This window comes from Micromonospora xinjiangensis (assembly GCF_056150165.1).
In genome coordinates, this window is record NZ_JAXCFO010000005.1 from 171,909 (window position 1) to 187,277 (window position 15,369).

The following is a 15,369-nucleotide window of genomic DNA, read 5'->3' on the forward strand; positions in this document are numbered from 1 at the left end:
CCGTGACGGAGGCCACCGCCGGGCCGCCGGCCGGCGGCCACCGCGCGGGCGGGCGTCAGCGGACCGGGTGCCCCTCCCGGCGCAGCGCGTCCTTGACGTCGGCCACGGTCAGCTCGCCGAAGTGGAAGACGCTGGCGGCGAGCACCGCGTCCGCGCCCGCGTCGATCGCCGGCGGGAAGTGCGCGACCCTCCCCGCGCCGCCACTGGCCACCACGGGCACGTCCACCACCTCGCGGACGGCCCGGATCAGCTCCAGGTCGAAACCGGCCTTCGTGCCGTCGGCGTCCATCGAGTTGACCAGCAGTTCGCCGGCGCCCAGCTCGGCGGCGCGCCGCGCCCACCGCACCGCGTCGAGCCCGGTGCCCCGCCGCCCGCCGTGGGTGGTCACCTCGAAGCCACTGGGAGTCACCCCGGCGGGCGCGCGGCGCACGTCGAGCGAGAGCACCAGCACCTGCCGGCCGAACCGGTCGGCGATCTCGGCGATCAGCTCCGGCCGGGCGATCGCGGCCGTGTTCACCCCGACCTTGTCGGCTCCGGCGCGCAGCAGGGTGTCCACGTCGCCGACGCTGCGGACGCCGCCGCCGACGGTGAGGGGGATGAAGACCGACTCGGCGGTGCGCCGCACGACGTCGAGCATGGTGCCGCGGTCGCTGCTCGAGGCGGTGACGTCGAGGAAGGTGAGCTCGTCCGCGCCCGCCCGGTCGTACGCCGCGGCCAGCTCCACCGGGTCGCCGGCATCACGCAGGTCGAGGAAGTTGACGCCCTTGACCACCCGCCCGGCGTCCACGTCCAGGCAGGGAATCACCCGTACCGCCACCGTCATCCTCCGAGCCTATCCGGCCCCACCCCCGCCACCGCCGGGGTGGGGTCAGAGGCGGACGAGCATCTTGCCGAGGTTCTCGCCGCGGAGCAGGCCGAGGAGGGCGGCCGGGGCGTTCTCGAGCCCGTCGACCACCGTCTCGTCGTACGAGACGCGGCCGTCGCGCAGCCAGCCCGCCATCTCCCGCACGAACTCCTCGCGCAGGCCCCCGTGGTCACCGACCAGGAAGCCACGGAGGGTGAGCCGCTTGCCGATCACCAGCGCCAGGTTGCGCGGCGCGGCCGGTGGCACCTCGTCGTTGTACTGGGCGATCATGCCGCAGATCGCCACCCGGCCGTGCGGTCGCAGCGCCGAGATCGCGGCCTCCAGGTGGTCGCCGCCCACGTTGTCGAAGTAGACGTCGATCCCGTCCGGCGCGGCCGCCCTCAGCGACTCCCGGACCGGGCCGTCGTGGTAGTCGAACGCCGCGTCGAAGCCGAGCGCCGTCAGCCGCTCCACCTTCGCCGGCGAGCCGGCGCTGCCGACCACCCGGGCCGCGCCGCGCAGCTTCGCGATCTGCCCCACCAGGCTGCCGACCGCGCCGGCGGCGGCGGAGACGAAGACCGTCTCCCCCGGCCGCATCCCGGCCACCTCCAGCAGCCCGGCGTACGCGGTGAGCCCGGTCATCCCGAGCACGCTCAGGTACGCGGTCACCGGTGCCAGGCCGGGGTCGACGGCCCGCGCGGAGGCGGCGTCGACCAGGGCGTACTCCCGCCAGCCGAGCCCGTGCAGCACCGTGTCACCGACCGCGAAGCCCCCGGCCTCGCTGGCCACCACCTCACCGACCGCGCCGCCGTCGAGCGGGGCGTCGAGCGCGAACGGCGGCACGTAGGACTTCACGTCGTTCATCCGGCCGCGCATGTAGGGGTCGACCGACATGTACCGGTTGCGGACCAGGAGCTGCCCCGGCCCCGGCTTCGGCAGCTCCGTCTCGACCAGCCGGAAGTTCTCGGCCGCCGGCCAGCCCCGGGGGCGGGACGCCAGGTGGATTTCCCGGTTCACCGCCCCCGTCACGCCGCCGCCCGCACGCTCAGCGCCACGTCGATGTTGCCGCGCGTGGCGTTGGAGTACGGGCACACCTGGTGCGCCTCGGCCACCAGCTGCTCGGCCGCGGCCCGCTCCACGGCGGGCAGGTCGACGACGAGGGTGACGGTCAGGGCGTAACCACCGGCGCCGTTCGGGCCGATGCCCACCTCCCCCTCGACGACGGAGCCGGTGACGTCCGCCTTGCTGCGGCGGGCGACGGCGCGCAGCGCGGAGTGGAAGCAGGCCGCGTAGCCGGCGGCGAAGAGCTGCTCGGGGTTGGCGCCACCGCCCGCGCCGCCCATCTCCTTCGGGATCGCGAGGTCGAGGTCGAGGGTGCCGTCGGAGGTCTGGACGCGGCCGTCGCGGCCGTCACCGGTGGACCGGGCGGACGCGGTGTAGAGCACCTGCATGAGGGGTCACTGCTCCTTCTGTCGGTGGATGGTCTCGGTGACCCGGGTGAGGGTGTCGCGGAGGGCGACGAGTTCCGCCCCGGTGAGCCCGGTGGCCCGGGCGAGCCGGAGCGGCACGTCCTCCACCCGCTGCCGCAGTGCGCGGCCGGCGTCGGTCAGCGCCACCTCGACCCGCCGCTCGTCCCGGGCGGAGCGGCGCCGCAGCACCAGGCCCGCCTCGTCGAGCCGCTTCAGCAGCGGGGAGAGGGTGCCGGAGTCCAGCCGCAGCTCGGCGCCGAGATCGGAGACGGTGACGGGGTCACCGTCGCGCTCCCAGAGGACCAGCAGCACCAGGTACTGCGGATAGGTCAGCCCGACGGCGTCGAGGAGGGGCCGGTAGACGTCGGTCATGGCACGTGACGCCGCGTAGAGCGCGAAGCACACCTGCCGACGCAACGCCAGGTCATCGATCACCCGAGAAAGGTAGCGCACAATTCAATTGCGCGCTACCTTTCTCCGGCGCCGCAGGTCAGCCGACGCAGAGCGGCGCGTCCGGCGGCACGGTCTCGCTGCGTTTCAGCACCACGTGCTCGTCACCGAGTTCACCCCGGTGCGTGATCGGCCTGGTCCCGAACGTGGTGAGGAAGAAATTGATCACGTCGGCCACGACCTTCGGGATCGAGTAGTCCAGGCCGTACCGCAGGATCACCCCGAGCCCGGCGCCCCGGCAGGCGACCAGCGGCGCTCCCGCACCCGAGCCGAGGCTCGCCCCGACGGAGACGCGCAGCGCGGTGTACAACCCGGCGTGGAACCCCACCACCCCGATCCCGACGCTGAACTTGACGTCGTAGGTGACGACCAGGCCGCTCACGCCGATCGAGACACCGGTGATCGAGTTGGTCAGGCTCTTCCGCACGGCGAACCCGCTCGGCGCGATCGGACCCCAGTAGGGACGGTGGTAGCCGTAGCCGATGGTCCCCTTCAGGTCGTACTCGCCGTGCGCCTCCAGACGGCCGTCCCTGGCGCTGAACGCCGTCTTGATCTCCAGCGACTGGCTGACCCGAACCTCGAAGGGCACCCCGAGGATGGTCGCGATCGGGAAGCTGAAGTCCACCGGCAGCACGAGCGACTTGGACAGGTTGCGGGTGTTACCGACCCGGGTCGCCGCCACCACCGACAGGCGCAGGCCCGCGCCGCCGGTGATGCCGAACTCCGCCCGGGTCACGGTGGCGCCCTTGATGGCGAGGTCGAACGTGCCGGTCGGCCGGTTCATCACGAGGCTCACCGAGCCGTTCATCGCGATCTCCCGGTCGTTGTAGTCGAACCGCGCGGTGACGCCGTTGCCACAGCACTCCGTCGACAGGTGCGCGTCGCCGCTGCGCGCCGTCTCCTTGCCGCTCAACCGCGCCGGTGGCGCGGGCGGGCGGGGCCCCGGGGCCGGCGCGCCGACCCGCACGAGCCGCGAGCGGCCGACCGGGGCGCCGCCCACCGCCCCGCCACCGGTGCCGCCGCTCGCGGCCGGCTCGGGCGGCAGGTCCGACACCATCCAGGGCGGAGTGCCGGCCGAGTAGGCGATCGGCCGGTCCAGTGGCACCGGCGCGGCGGTGCGGAAGGTCCCGTCCCGGATCACCTCCGTCAGCTCGACCGGCGCGATGGTGACCGCGAGGTCGCCGCCGTCGCGGCGCACGTCCACCACCCGCCCGACGGCCCGGGAGGTCAGGAACATGACCCTGCCCGGTGCGAGGTCGCCGGCGCGCTGCGCGTCCGGGTCGATCCGCCAGGTGAGGCCGTCGCCGGTGACCCCGCGCACCGCGCCTCCACCGCCGCCGACCAGCACCACGTCCGGCTGGAACGTCACGTCGGGGTGGGGCTGCGGGGCCAGCCCGTACGCGACGGCCGCGGGACCGTACGGGTCGACCGGCCCGCCGTCGGGCCCGCGCCCGCCCTGGCACGCCGCCGTGCCGGCGAGCAGCACGGCCAGCGCGGTCAGGGACGCCAGCGCCCGTACGCGGACCGACCGGCCCACGGCACGCCGGGCCGCGTCGGGACGCGACAGGTCATCGCTCATGACGCACCCGCTCCGCTCAGATCCGGCCGGCCACCGTACGGGCGATCTGCTCCAGCGGCTTCCGGTTCTCCGCCGGGTCGTTCAGCCGGACCAGACGCACCGCCACCCACTGCCCCGACCGGCTGACGAAGGCCGCCTCGAGGCTCACGTACGTCTCGTCGCCGACCCCGGCGAGCGGTCGCAGCTCGTGGCCGAGGTCCCGCTCGATGTCGAGGTACTTCTTCGCGCCGTCACCGACGAAGACCTCCACCTGCGCCGTCGGCCCGGTGACCGGACCCGTGTAGGTGCACGTCTCGCGCACCGGCACGGCGTCGTCCAGCGTGGTGCCGGCGAGCTCCTCGGCCTCCTCCTTGGTGACCAGCGCGCACGCGTCCAGGGCGGCCGGGGCCTGCGTGGTGGGCGAGGGCGCGGCGCTGGTGGCCGGCAGGTCGGGCAGCGGCTCCCCGACCGCGGCCGGCGGTGGATCGTCCTTTCCGGACCCGCACCCGGCGACCGACCCGGCCAGCAGCGGGAGCAGGCCGGCCAGCAGCAGGGCGGCCGGCCGTGGGTGGAGCTGTCTCATCGGGACCTCCGTGGCGGTTCGGTCGGGACAGGGGTCGGACCAGCCGAAACGGATCACGGGGGATCACCCGGCGTCGCCGGGCCCTCCGGCGCCACGATCCACTCGGCCGTGCCCAGCCGGTCCACCCGCCAACCGGCGGCGGCGGCCACCGCGGCCACCGTCTCGGCGTCGGGCCCCTCGACCAGCGCGAGCACCACGTCGTCCGCCGAAATCCGCACGGCACCCCGCAGCCGCGTCGCGCCGGTGGTCAGCGCCCCGACGGTCCCGTCGGCGGACTCTCCCGGAACCCGGTCGTAGCGCTCGAGGACGAAGAGTCGACTGGACATGCGTCGACGCTAGGTCCGCGCGCCGGCAGGGTAATCGGGTGTTTCCCTATCCTTCGACGCGCCCGCCCGGCCCGCCGCCGGTCACCCCGCCACGCCCCACCGGCCACCGGTCACCCCACGACGACCGGCCCGCCGCCGGTCACCCCACGACCGCCCGCCGCCGGTCACCCCGCCACGCCCGGCCGGCCCCCGTTACCCCTGGACGCCCGCGCCACGGGCCATCGCGGCCCCCAGCTCGGCCCGGCTGGTCACCCCGAGCTTGCGGTAGATCCGCGCCAGGTTGGCCTCGACCGTCTTGGGACTGATGAAGAGCGTGTCGGCGATGACGCGATTGGTCCGGCCGGCCGCCGCCAGGCGGGCCACCTCCAGCTCGGTGCCGGTCAGCTGGCGCGGCGCGGTGCGGCCGCCGGTGCGCTCCGCCTCGGCCCGGGCCCGGGCGGCCAGCGCCGCCGCGCCGAGCACGTCGAACTCGGCGGCCGCGGCGGTCAGGGCGTCCCGCGCCTCGCGCCTGCGGCGCATCCGCCGGTACGCGACGCCCGCCACCAGCAGGCAGCGGGCCCGGTCGAGCGGTAGCACGTCGACGGGCACCGCCGCGCGCGCGGCGTCCAGCTCGGCGAGGGCGTCGGACGGGTCCCGGCCGAGCGCGCCGGCGAGCAGCACCCGGCTGCGGGCCAGCCCCAGGGTGGTCCACGGCCGGGGCAGCCGCTGGTGCCGCACCGCCAGCCGGTCGAGCACCGCCTCGGCGGTGGCGAGGTCACCGGCGCCGACGCACGCCTCCAGCCAGTCCGGTTCGAAACGCTGGGCGAGCGGCTCGACCAACCCCACCTCGTCCACCGTGGACGCCAGCACGCCGTAGTGGCGGGCCGCCTCGGGCAGCCGCCCGCCGGTCAGCGCGGCGTAGCCGGCGAGCTGGGCGTGGATCCGCCGTCGCCACCGGTCGTCCAGCTCGGCGGCGCGGCGCAGGCCCTCCTCGGCGATCCGGGTCGCCTCGTCCAGCCGCCCCCGGTACGCCAGCAGCAGCCCCTCCAGCCACTCCACACCGGCCGAGTCGGCCCCGTACTGCTCGCCCAGCTCACGAGCGGCGGCGACGTGCGCCGCGGCGTCCGCCCAGCGCCCCGCGAGCAGCTCCGTCTCGCCGAGGTGGCACAGCAGCTCGTGTTGGGACGGCTCGTCACCGCGGGCGACCGCCCGGTCCAGCAGCCGGTGCAGTCGCTCGCGGGACCGGTCGTGCTCGTCGAGCGACCGCCACCAGATCGCCGGCACCGTCCCGGCCAGCCAGGACGGCTCGTCGCCCTCCGCCGCGAGCGCCCGCTCCAGCAGCTCCGTGCGGGCCGGCAGGCCCGCCCGCACCTCGTTGAAGAACAGCAGCAGCAGCGCCGCGGCGTACACCGGGCGGTCCTCGGGGCTGCCCGCCAGCAGTGCGGCGGCGTGTTCCGCGTTCCGGCGGGCCGGGTCCGGCGCGTCCTCGAACACGCCGAGGTGGGCGTATACGCGCCCGGCCAGCGCCGAGCCCGGCGGGGCGGCGGCCAACGCGCGTTCGGCGACCGCCATGATCGTCTCGGGTGACTCGTCGGCGCTCCACCCGACGACGGCCCGCAGCAGCAGCGCCTCACCCCGCGCCGGGCCGGTCAGCTCCTCGGCCGCCTGCTCGGCGGCGGCGCGGGCGGCCGCGTAGTCGCCGCTGTCGTAGCGGCACCGCACGGCGGCCAGCCGCCAGAGGTCGTGCTCCGCGCTCACCTCCGGCGGGGCGACCCGCGCCGCGACGTCGTACAGCCCGGCGGCGGTCTCCGGCGCGCCCCGGGCGTGCTGGCGTGCGGCGGCGGCCGCGATCTCGCCCGCCGCGGCCGGGTCGGGCGCGCTGACGCATCCGGCCAACTGGCGGGCCCGTTCGTCCCGGTCCCGCGCGGTGTCGGCGAGCAGCCGGTGCAGCCGGCGGCGCACCCCGGGCGGCACGTCGGCGCGGACGGCCGCGGCGTAGACCGGATGGGCGAAGCTCACCTCGTCGCCCACGACGGCCACCAGCCCGGCCTCCTCCGCGGCGTCGAGATCGGCCGCGGGAACCCCGGCGCGGGCGAGACCGGTCAGGGTCGGCACGCCGGAGAGCGCGGCGAGCCGGATCGCGTGCCGGGTCGGTGGCGGCAGGGCGGCCAGCCGGTCGGCGATCAGGTGCCGCAGCGACGGCGCGGCCGGCAGGTCCGCGCCCGGTGCGGGCTGCTGCGGCAACCGCAGCACGGCCCGGGCCAGCTCGATGGCGAGCAGCGGATTCCCGCCGGACTCCTCGGCGATGCGCACCAGCAGCGGCCGGGGCAGTACCGCGCCGGTCGCGGCCCGCAGCACGTGGTGCAGCGCCCCCACCCCGAGCGGGTCGAGGGCCACCCGGTCGAGCAGCGCGCCGGTAGCCCCCTGGTCGAGGCCGAGTGGCGCGGGCGCCGCCTGCGGCCGGTCGGCCCGGGCGGTCACCAGCACGGCGACGCGCGGGACCAGGCGGCGCAGCGCGAACCGCAGCGCCCGTTCGCTCGGCGGGTCCAGCCACGGCGCGTCGTCGACGGCGACCAGCACCCGCGGCTGGTCGGGGTCGGCGACCGCCGCCTCGATCAGCGCCCGGGTGGCCGCGCCGACGGCCCGCTCGTCGACCGGCTCGCTCGGCTCGCCGGAGAGCAGCACCCCGGCGAGCGCCGCGCGCTGCGGCGAGGGCAGCTCCGTCACCCGCTCCGCGAGCGGCGCGAGGACGTCGGCCAGCGCGGCGAACGGCAGCGCCCGCTCGACCTCGGTCGGCGCGCAGCGCAGCAGCAGCCAGCCGTTGCGGGCGGCGGCGTCCAGCAGGCACCGGTGCACCGCCGTCTTGCCGATACCGGCCGGCCCCTCAAGGAGCACCGGCCGGCCCTCGTCGAGGGACCGCCGGGCCTGGCCCACGACCGTGTCACGCCCGATGACCGCCGCACCCACCGGATCAGTCTCCCAGCGACGAACGGGTCGGTCGAGGACCGTACGGCGGGTCGGGCGGCACCGTCCGGGCAGCCGTGCCGGAGCCGACCGCGCCGTGATGGTCGTGACGGCCCCTCGGCGGGCTCAGCGCTCGCCGAGGTACGCCTCCAGCTCCACCTCGACCAGGTGTTCCGGGTCCAGCAGACCGGCCACCACCACGAGGGTCGCCGCCGGGCGGACAGCGCCGAAGACGGCGTTGTGCGCCCGGCCCACCTCGTCGGCGTGGCCGCGGTCCACGACGTACATCCGGCTGCGGACCACGTCGGTCGCCGTCGCGCCCACCTCGGCGAGCGCGTCCAGCGCGATCCGCAACGCCTGCGCGGTCTGCGCGGCGGCGTCTCCCACGTGGGTCACCACCCCGTCCACCGTGGAGGTGCAGCCGGCGGTCCAGGCGCGGTCACCGGCCCGGACCACCCGCGAGTAGCCGTACGTGGCCTCCCACGGGCCACCGGAGCCGAGGCGGGTGACGGTCACGCCGAGGCCAGCGTCTCGAGCGCCTGCGCCACGGTGAAGGCACCCGCGTAGAGCGCCTTGCCGGCGATCACGCCCTCCACGCCGACCGGTTCGAGCGTGGCCAGCGCGCACAGGTCGTCCAGGGTGGAGACGCCACCGGAGGCGATCACCGGCGCGTCCGTGCGGGAGCAGACCTCGCGCAGCAGCTCCAGGTTCGGCCCGCGCATGGTGCCGTCCTTGGTGATGTCGGTGACCACGTACCGCGCGGCGCCCGCCTTGTCGAGCCGCTCCAGCACCTCGTAGAGGTCGCCGCCGTCGCGGGTCCAGCCCCGGGCGGAGAGCGTACGCCCGCGCACGTCCAGCCCGATCGCCACGCGGTCGCCGTACTCGCCGACGACCCGGTCGCACCAGACCGGGTCCTCCAGGGCGGCCGTGCCGATGTTGACCCGGGCCGCCCCGGTGCCGAGCGCGGCGAGCAGGGACTCGTCGTCCCGGATGCCGCCGGAGAGTTCGACCTTCACGTCGAGCTGGCGTACCACCTCGGCGAGCAGGTGCGCGTTGGTGCCGCGGCCGAACGCGGCGTCGAGGTCGACCAGGTGGATCCACTCGGCACCGTCGCGCTGCCAGGCCAGCGCCGCCTCCAGCGGGTCGCCGTAGCTCGTCTCGCTTCCGGCGGCGCCCTGGACGAGCCGGACGGCCTGACCGTCGGCGACGTCCACGGCGGGCAACAGGGTGAGGCTCAACGTCTTCTCCTCGGTCAGGTACGACGGTCCAGGGCGATCACCACGATCGCCGGCAGTACGAGCAGCAGGAGCACGACCAGCGCGATGCGCAGCGCCAGATCGGGCACCAGCGACCAGATCAGGATCAGCGCCGCCAGGGTGAGCAGGACGATGGCGGCCCGTTCGGTGCGGCTGTGCCGGGCGAGCCGCCCGGCGTTGCGGCGACGCCAGCGCGGGGTGAACCGCCGGACCAGCATGCGCCGGCGGTCCCGGCGGGCCACCCGGCGGCGGCGCACGGCCCGCTCCCGGGCCAGCTCGGCCTCGCGCGCCGCGCGGCGCCGCGCGCGCTCCTTGCTCACGCCGCACCCCGACCGGTCGCGGCGACGGGCGTCGCGGCCATCGGGGTCACAGCGTGGCCAGCCAGTTGCGCAGCAGCGCGGCGCCGGTGTCGGCCGACTTCTCCGGGTGGAACTGGGCGGCGGAGAGGGGGCCGCGCTCGACCGCCGCCACGAAGTCGGTGCCGTGGTGGGCGGTGGTGACCGTGGCACCGGCGGCGGAGAGTGCCTCCGGAGCCGTCACGGCGTAGGAGTGGACGAAGTAGAACCGGCTCGCGGCGGCCAGGCCGGCGAAGAGCGCCGACGACCCGGGGGCCCGGACGGTGTTCCAGCCCATGTGCGGCAGGCGCGGCGCCGGGAGCTTCGTGACGCCGCCGGGCAGCAGCCCGAGGCCCTTGGTGACCACGCCGTGTTCCTCGCCGTGCTCGAAGAGCACCTGCATGCCGACGCAGATGCCGAGCACCGGCCGGCCGGCCGCCACCCGGTCGGCGATCACCGGGCCGGCGCCCAGCGCCTCGATCCCGGCCATGCACGCGGCGAACGCGCCGACGCCGGGCACCACCAGCCCCTCGGCGGCGGCCGCGGCGGACAGGTCGTCGGTCACGCGTACCGTCGCGCCGGCCGCGGCCAGCGCGCGCTCGGCGGACCGCAGGTTGCCCGACCCGTAGTCGAGCACCACCACGTCCGGCCCGGCGGTCGGCCCGCTCATGACCCCTCCCCCGGCAGCAGCCAGAGCACGCCGCCGGCGGTGGCGAGCACCGCGAGGACGGCGGTCAGCAGCACGGCGCCCCGCGGCGCCCCCTGGCGGTACAGCGACCAGACGCCGCCCACCAGCACGCCGGCGAGCACCAGCAGCAGGATCGGCAGGACGGCGCTCATCGGAGCCCTCCCGGCGTGACCGGCCGCGTCGCGTTCCCCGTGCTCCTCACAGCAGCCCCTTCGTGCTGGGCACCGCACCGGCGGCACGGGGGTCGATCGCGGTGGCCTCCCGCAGCGCCCGGGCGACCGCCTTGAACTGCGCCTCCACCACGTGGTGGGCGTCCGGGTTGCCGCCGGGGCGGGCCGCCCGCAGCACGTCCACGTGCAGGGTCATCCGGGCCGACTGGCCGAACGACTCCCAGATGTGCCGGGTCATGCTGGTCGGGTAGACGGGCCCGATGTACGGGGCCAGTGGCGGCTCGTCGTGCACCACGTACGGCCGGCCGGAGAGGTCGACCGCGGCCCGGACCAGCACCTCGTCCATCGGGACGGTGGCCGAGCCGTAGCGCCGGATGCCGGCCTTGCCGCCCAGCGCCTGGTCGAACGCCGCGCCCAGGGCGAGCGCCGTGTCCTCCATGGTGTGGTGCGCGTCGATCTCCAGGTCGCCCACGGTGTGCACGGTCAGGTCGAAGCCACCGTGCCGGGCGATCTGGTGCAGCATGTGGTCGTAGAAGCCGACCCCCGTCTCGATGTCGGCCTTGCCCGTGCCGTCGAGCTCGATCTCGACGAGGACCTTGGTCTCCTTGGTGATCCGCTCGACCCGTGCGGTGCGGCTCATCGCTGCCTCTCGATCCCGGGGGCTGGGGCGCCCATCAGCTTCTCCACCGCGGCGAGGAACGCGTCGGTCTCGGCGGGAGTGCCGGCGGTGACCCGCAGCCACCCCGGCAGGCCGACGTCCCGGACCAGCACGCCCTGCTCCAGCAACGCGCGCCAGGCGACGGTCTGGTCACCGCCGACGGAGAAGAGTACGAAGTTGGCGTCGCTGTCCGCGACCCGCAGCCCGCGGGCGCGCAGCGCGGCGACGATCCGGTCGCGCTGCTCCTTGATGGCCGCGACCGTGCCGAGCAGGACGTCACGGTGGGCCAGGGCCGCGCGGGCGGCGGCCTGGGTGAGCGCCGACAGGTGGTACGGCAGCCGGACCAGCTGCACCGCCCGCACGACCGCCGGGTCGGCGGCGAGGTAGCCGAGCCGCCCGCCGGCGAACCCGAAGGCCTTGCTCATCGTGCGCGTCACCACGAGCCGGGGGTGGCCGGGGAGCACCGCGAGGGCGCTCACCGTGCCGGGGCGGGCGAACTCCGCGTACGCCTCGTCGACGACGACCATCCCGGGGGCGGCGTCGAGCACCGCCGTGACCACCGCCGGGTCCAACGCGGTGCCCGTGGGGTTGTTCGGCGAGCAGAGGAAGACCACGTCCGGGGCGTGCTCGCGGACCTGCGCCACCGCCTCCGCGGCGGTCAGCCCGAAGTCGACGCCCCGCTGGGCGGGCACCCACCGGGTGCCGGTGCCGAGCGCCAGCAGCGGGTGCATCGAGTACGCCGGCACGAAGCCGAGCGCCGTGCGCCCCGGCCCGGCGAACGCCTGGAGCAGCTGCTGCTGGATCTCGTTGGAGCCGTTGGCCGCCCAGACCTGGTCGACGGTGAGGCCGTGCCCGAGGTAGCCGGCGAGGTCGGCGCGGAGGGCCACCGCGTCCCGGTCGGGGTAGCGGTTGAGGTCCCGCAGCTCGGCGGAGAGCGCCTTGGCGATCGCGTCGGCCACCGGCTCCGGCACCGGGTAGGAGTTCTCGTTGGTGTTCAGCCGCACCGGCACGTCCAGCTGCGGCGCGCCGTAGGGCGTCCGCCCGCGCAGGTCGTCGCGGATCGGCAGGTCGTCGATCGTGGTCACGACAGCGCTCCGGGGAAGCGCGCCCGGACGGCCTGGCCGTGCGCCGGCAGGTCCTCCACCGTCGACAGCGTGACCACGTGCGGCGCCACCTCGCGCAGCGCCTCCCGCGTGTACTCGACGAGGTGGATGCCGCGCAGGAACGACTGCACCGACAGGCCGGAGGAGTGGCGGGCGCAGCCCCCGGTGGGGAGGACGTGGTTGGAGCCGGCGCAGTAGTCGCCGAGCGACACCGGCGACCAGGCGCCCACGAAGACCGCCCCGGCGTTGCGGACCCGCAGCGCCCACTCGCGGGCGTCCCGGGTCTGGATCTCCAGGTGCTCGGCCGCGTACGCGTCGACCACCCGCAGCCCCGCGTCGAGGTCGTCGACGAGCACCACGCCGCTCTGCTCGCCGGTCAGCGCGGTGGTGACCCGCTCGGCGTGCTTGGTCGCCGGCACCTGCCGGGCCAGTTCCCGTTCGACCGCCTCGACCAGCTCCTCCGACGGGGTCACCAGCACGCTGGCCGCGAGGGGGTCGTGCTCGGCCTGGCTGATCAGGTCGGCCGCCACGTGCGCCGGGTCGGCCGTGTCGTCGGCCAGGATGGCGATCTCGGTCGGCCCGGCCTCGGCGTCGATGCCGACGACGCCGCGCAGCAGCCGCTTCGCGGCGGTGACCCAGATGTTGCCCGGGCCGGTGACCAGGTCGACCGGGGCGCAGTACGAGCTGCCCTCGGCGTCCACGGCCGCGCCGTGGGCGAGCATCGCCACCGCCTGGGCGCCGCCGACGGCGTAGACCTCGTCGACGCCCAGCAGCGCGCAGGCGGCGAGCACCCGCGGGTCGGGCAGCCCCCCGTTGTCCTTCTGCGGTGGGCTGACCACCACGAGGGAGCGGACACCGGCCTCCTGGGCGGGCACGACGTTCATCACCACGGTCGACGGGTACATCGCGAGGCCGCCGGGGACGTAGAGGCCGACCCGGTCGACCGGGACCCACCGCTCGGTCACCGTGCCGCCGGGCACCACCTGGGTGGTGTGGTCGGTGCGGCGCTGGTCGGCGTGCACGCGCCGGGCCCGGCTGATCGACTCCAGCAGGGCGGCGCGTACCTCCGGGTCGAGGACGCCCTCCGCGGCGGCGATCGTCTCGGTGGGCACCCGCAGCACCTCGGGGCAGACCCCGTCGAACCGCTCGCTCGCCTCCCGGATCGCCGCGTAGCCATGCTCCCGTACCGCCTCCACGACGGGGCGGATCCGCTCGACGGCCACGGAGACGTCGAGCTGGGCACGGGGCAGGAGGCGGCGCGGATCGCGGACGCCGCCGCGCAGGTCGATCCGGTTCAACACCCTTGCGAGTCTAGGCGGCCGGCCCGCGCGCCGGCCCGCGCCGCCCGTACGACGGGACGGTGAGCCGGGCCACGCCCCCGGCCACGGGTGGGGCTAGGCTCGACGGCGTGACTGCGCGGTTGCCGGTTTTTCCCCTCGGAACGGTGCTCTTCCCCGGTCTGGTGCTGCCGCTGCACATCTTCGAGGAGCGCTACCGGGCCCTGGTCCGGCACCTGGTCGCACTCCCCGAGGGCGTCCCCCGCGAGTTCGGCGTGGTGGCGATCCGCTCCGGCTGGGAGGTCACCCCGACCGCGCCCGACGGCCGGCCGATCCCCGGCGGCGGGGACGTGACCCTGCACGAGGTGGGTTGCACGGCGGAGCTGCGGCAGGTCACCGAGCTGCCCGACGGGGGTTTCGACATCGTCACCGTGGGGCGCCGCCGTTTCCGGGTCGGTGCGGTGGACCGCGAGTCCGAGCCGTACCTGACGGCCGAGGTCGAGTGGCTCGCCGAGGCCGACGGCACGGACGAGGCGGCCGAGGTGCTCGCCGCGCGGGTGATCTCGGTGTTCCGGCAGTACCTCGGGCTGATCCGGCCGGGTCCGCAGGAGATCTCCGAGCAGCTCCCGGAGGACCCGACGGTCCTCTCCCACCTGGTCGCCGCGACGGCGGCGCTCACCGTCGACGACCGGCAGCGGCTGCTCGCCATCGACGACACGGCCGGCCGGCTCCGCGCCGAGCTGCGGCTGCTCAGCCGCGAGGCGGCTCTGCTGCGCCAGGTGCCGGCGGTTCCGGTGCCGCTGGCGGAGCTGGCGTCGCCGCCGACGCCCAACTGAGCACGGCCGCCTCGGGCTCGCGCTCCGGCCGCAGCGACGGCCAGCGGGACCAGCCGGCCAGCAGGGTGTACGTCACGGCGGCGCCGAACGCGGGCAGCAGCAGGTTGCCGTGCGGCACCGGCACCACGCCGAGGAGCCAGTCGATCCCGCCGGCCCGCAGGTCGGCAGGCTTGCTGAACGGCTGCCCCTGCGGGGCGGTGGCCAGCAGCCGCTCGAACGTGCCCAGCCCGATCCGCCGCCCCACCTGCCAGGCCACCACCGACGCCGCGAAGGCGCCGAGGACGGCGCTGACCAGCCCGACCGGGCCGCGCCGGTGACGCAGCACGAACCACAGCGCGAGCGCGACCAGCACGCCGAACCCGAGCCCGAGCAGGCTGAACCAGCCGTCCGCCGCGATGGGCTGCTCCGGCTGCGGGTCGGCGTAGACAGCGCCCTCGGCGGCCTTGATCACCGGCGTGCCCGGGGCGAGCGCCGCCCAGAGCAGGCCGAGCGGCGCCCCGAGCACGGCCACGACCAGCCCCGCGCCGACGGCCCCGGCCCAGGCCCGCCGCCGCGCGCCCGCCGTCGCGGTCGCCCCCGGATCACCCGGCACGACGGCCGGTTGCCCCGCGGCGCCGACCGGCCCGGAGGGCCCGCCGCCCGGGGCGGGCGGCATCGCGTGCGGGCCCGCCGCCTCGTCCCGGCCCCTCTCCCCGTGGCCCGAACCGGCGTCCGGGCCGGGGCGCGGGGGCGCGCCGGGGTCCCGGTCGGGGCGGGGGTTCGCCCCGGAGGGGGACGCGGCGGGGTGGTCGGGCTCGCCGGGCTGGGCGGGTCGGTCGAGGTCGGGGGTGTCCGGGCTCACCCGATGATCCTCTCAGGCGGACGGACGGGTGG

At 76.2% G+C, this 15,369-nt stretch carries 18 protein-coding genes; 1 reads left to right on the forward strand and 17 read right to left on the reverse strand.

Going from position 1 to position 15,369, the window contains the following annotated elements; all coding sequences use genetic code 11:
- Positions 1 to 55: 55 nt before the first annotated feature.
- From hisF to hisD, 16 genes are all read right to left on the reverse strand, one after another.
- Entirely contained in the window at positions 56 to 823 is a 768-nt protein-coding gene (hisF, locus tag SM573_RS19660; RefSeq protein WP_474616772.1) for an imidazole glycerol phosphate synthase subunit HisF, read from the reverse strand.
- 45 nt (positions 824 to 868) lie between these two features.
- Positions 869 to 1,873, reverse strand: a complete 1,005-nt coding sequence (locus SM573_RS19665; RefSeq protein WP_474613229.1) for an NADP-dependent oxidoreductase — start codon at positions 1,871 to 1,873, stop codon at positions 869 to 871.
- Positions 1,870 to 2,295 (reverse strand): organic hydroperoxide resistance protein, encoded by a 426-nt coding sequence (locus SM573_RS19670; protein WP_474613228.1) that lies wholly within the window; start codon positions 2,293 to 2,295, stop codon positions 1,870 to 1,872. Before SM573_RS19670 ends, SM573_RS19665 begins: the two co-directional genes overlap by 4 nt.
- Before the next feature lie 6 nt (positions 2,296 to 2,301).
- Positions 2,302 to 2,748: a MarR family winged helix-turn-helix transcriptional regulator gene (locus SM573_RS19675; protein ID WP_474613227.1), complete on the reverse strand. Its 447-nt coding sequence runs from the start codon at positions 2,746 to 2,748 to the stop codon at positions 2,302 to 2,304.
- Positions 2,749 to 2,803: 55 nt separating this feature from the next.
- Positions 2,804 to 4,342, reverse strand: coding sequence for a hypothetical protein (locus SM573_RS19680; RefSeq protein WP_474613226.1), 1,539 nt, complete (start codon positions 4,340 to 4,342; stop codon positions 2,804 to 2,806).
- 16 nt (positions 4,343 to 4,358) lie between these two features.
- Positions 4,359 to 4,904 (reverse strand): DUF3558 domain-containing protein, encoded by a 546-nt coding sequence (locus tag SM573_RS19685; RefSeq protein WP_474616773.1) that lies wholly within the window; start codon positions 4,902 to 4,904, stop codon positions 4,359 to 4,361.
- A gap of 53 nt (positions 4,905 to 4,957) precedes the next feature.
- Complete coding sequence (locus tag SM573_RS19690) at positions 4,958 to 5,230, reverse strand: hypothetical protein (protein ID WP_474613224.1); 273 nt, start codon at positions 5,228 to 5,230, stop codon at positions 4,958 to 4,960.
- Positions 5,231 to 5,422: 192 nt separating this feature from the next.
- The gene (locus SM573_RS19695; protein ID WP_474616774.1) at positions 5,423 to 8,176 is read right to left on the reverse strand and encodes a helix-turn-helix transcriptional regulator; all 2,754 of its coding nucleotides are present in this window, start codon (positions 8,174 to 8,176) and stop codon (positions 5,423 to 5,425) included.
- A gap of 123 nt (positions 8,177 to 8,299) precedes the next feature.
- Complete coding sequence (locus tag SM573_RS19700) at positions 8,300 to 8,689, reverse strand: RidA family protein (protein WP_474613222.1); 390 nt, start codon at positions 8,687 to 8,689, stop codon at positions 8,300 to 8,302.
- A complete protein-coding gene (gene priA / locus SM573_RS19705; RefSeq protein ID WP_474616775.1) occupies positions 8,686 to 9,411 on the reverse strand; it encodes a bifunctional 1-(5-phosphoribosyl)-5-((5-phosphoribosylamino)methylideneamino)imidazole-4-carboxamide isomerase/phosphoribosylanthranilate isomerase PriA in 726 nt (241 codons plus the stop codon). The genes SM573_RS19700 and priA overlap by 4 nt, the downstream gene beginning before the upstream one ends.
- Positions 9,412 to 9,425: 14 nt before the next feature.
- Positions 9,426 to 9,749, reverse strand: a complete 324-nt coding sequence (locus SM573_RS19710; protein WP_474613220.1) for a hypothetical protein — start codon at positions 9,747 to 9,749, stop codon at positions 9,426 to 9,428.
- Between the two features lie 46 nt (positions 9,750 to 9,795).
- Positions 9,796 to 10,434: an imidazole glycerol phosphate synthase subunit HisH gene (hisH, locus tag SM573_RS19715; RefSeq protein ID WP_474613219.1), complete on the reverse strand. Its 639-nt coding sequence runs from the start codon at positions 10,432 to 10,434 to the stop codon at positions 9,796 to 9,798.
- Positions 10,431 to 10,604, reverse strand: a complete 174-nt coding sequence (locus SM573_RS19720) for a hypothetical protein (RefSeq protein ID WP_474613218.1) — start codon at positions 10,602 to 10,604, stop codon at positions 10,431 to 10,433. The genes hisH and SM573_RS19720 overlap by 4 nt, the downstream gene beginning before the upstream one ends.
- A gap of 46 nt (positions 10,605 to 10,650) precedes the next feature.
- Positions 10,651 to 11,262, reverse strand: coding sequence for an imidazoleglycerol-phosphate dehydratase HisB (gene hisB, locus SM573_RS19725; RefSeq protein ID WP_474613217.1), 612 nt, complete (start codon positions 11,260 to 11,262; stop codon positions 10,651 to 10,653).
- Positions 11,259 to 12,365, reverse strand: a complete 1,107-nt coding sequence (locus SM573_RS19730; RefSeq protein ID WP_474613216.1) for a histidinol-phosphate transaminase — start codon at positions 12,363 to 12,365, stop codon at positions 11,259 to 11,261. The genes hisB and SM573_RS19730 overlap by 4 nt, the downstream gene beginning before the upstream one ends.
- Complete coding sequence (gene hisD, locus SM573_RS19735) at positions 12,362 to 13,684, reverse strand: histidinol dehydrogenase (protein WP_474616776.1); 1,323 nt, start codon at positions 13,682 to 13,684, stop codon at positions 12,362 to 12,364. Before hisD ends, SM573_RS19730 begins: the two co-directional genes overlap by 4 nt.
- A gap of 107 nt (positions 13,685 to 13,791) precedes the next feature.
- Here hisD and SM573_RS19740 point away from each other — a divergent pair, with 107 nt between their 5' ends.
- Complete coding sequence (locus SM573_RS19740) at positions 13,792 to 14,496, forward strand: LON peptidase substrate-binding domain-containing protein (RefSeq protein WP_474613214.1); 705 nt, start codon at positions 13,792 to 13,794, stop codon at positions 14,494 to 14,496.
- Here the strand turns inward: SM573_RS19740 and SM573_RS19745 are convergent.
- A complete protein-coding gene (locus tag SM573_RS19745) occupies positions 14,411 to 15,337 on the reverse strand; it encodes a DUF2567 domain-containing protein (RefSeq protein ID WP_474613213.1) in 927 nt (308 codons plus the stop codon). The two genes, SM573_RS19740 and SM573_RS19745, sit on opposite strands and share 86 nt — an antisense overlap.
- Positions 15,338 to 15,369: the final 32 nt, after the last annotated feature.

Excerpts from the sequence above, each read along its gene's own strand:
- hisF (WP_474616772.1), bottom strand. The coding sequence starts at position 823 with ATGACGGTGGCGGTACGGGTGATTCCCTGCCTGGACGTGGACGCCGGG.
- SM573_RS19670 (WP_474613228.1), bottom strand. The coding sequence starts at position 2,295 with ATGCAGGTGCTCTACACCGCGTCCGCCCGGTCCACCGGTGACGGCCGC.
- SM573_RS19680 (WP_474613226.1), bottom strand. The coding sequence starts at position 4,342 with ATGAGCGATGACCTGTCGCGTCCCGACGCGGCCCGGCGTGCCGTGGGC.
- SM573_RS19685 (WP_474616773.1), bottom strand. The coding sequence starts at position 4,904 with ATGAGACAGCTCCACCCACGGCCGGCCGCCCTGCTGCTGGCCGGCCTG.
- SM573_RS19690 (WP_474613224.1), bottom strand. The coding sequence starts at position 5,230 with ATGTCCAGTCGACTCTTCGTCCTCGAGCGCTACGACCGGGTTCCGGGA.
- hisH (WP_474613219.1), bottom strand. The coding sequence starts at position 10,434 with ATGAGCGGGCCGACCGCCGGGCCGGACGTGGTGGTGCTCGACTACGGG.
- SM573_RS19720 (WP_474613218.1), bottom strand. The coding sequence starts at position 10,604 with ATGAGCGCCGTCCTGCCGATCCTGCTGCTGGTGCTCGCCGGCGTGCTG.
- hisB (WP_474613217.1), bottom strand. The coding sequence starts at position 11,262 with ATGAGCCGCACCGCACGGGTCGAGCGGATCACCAAGGAGACCAAGGTC.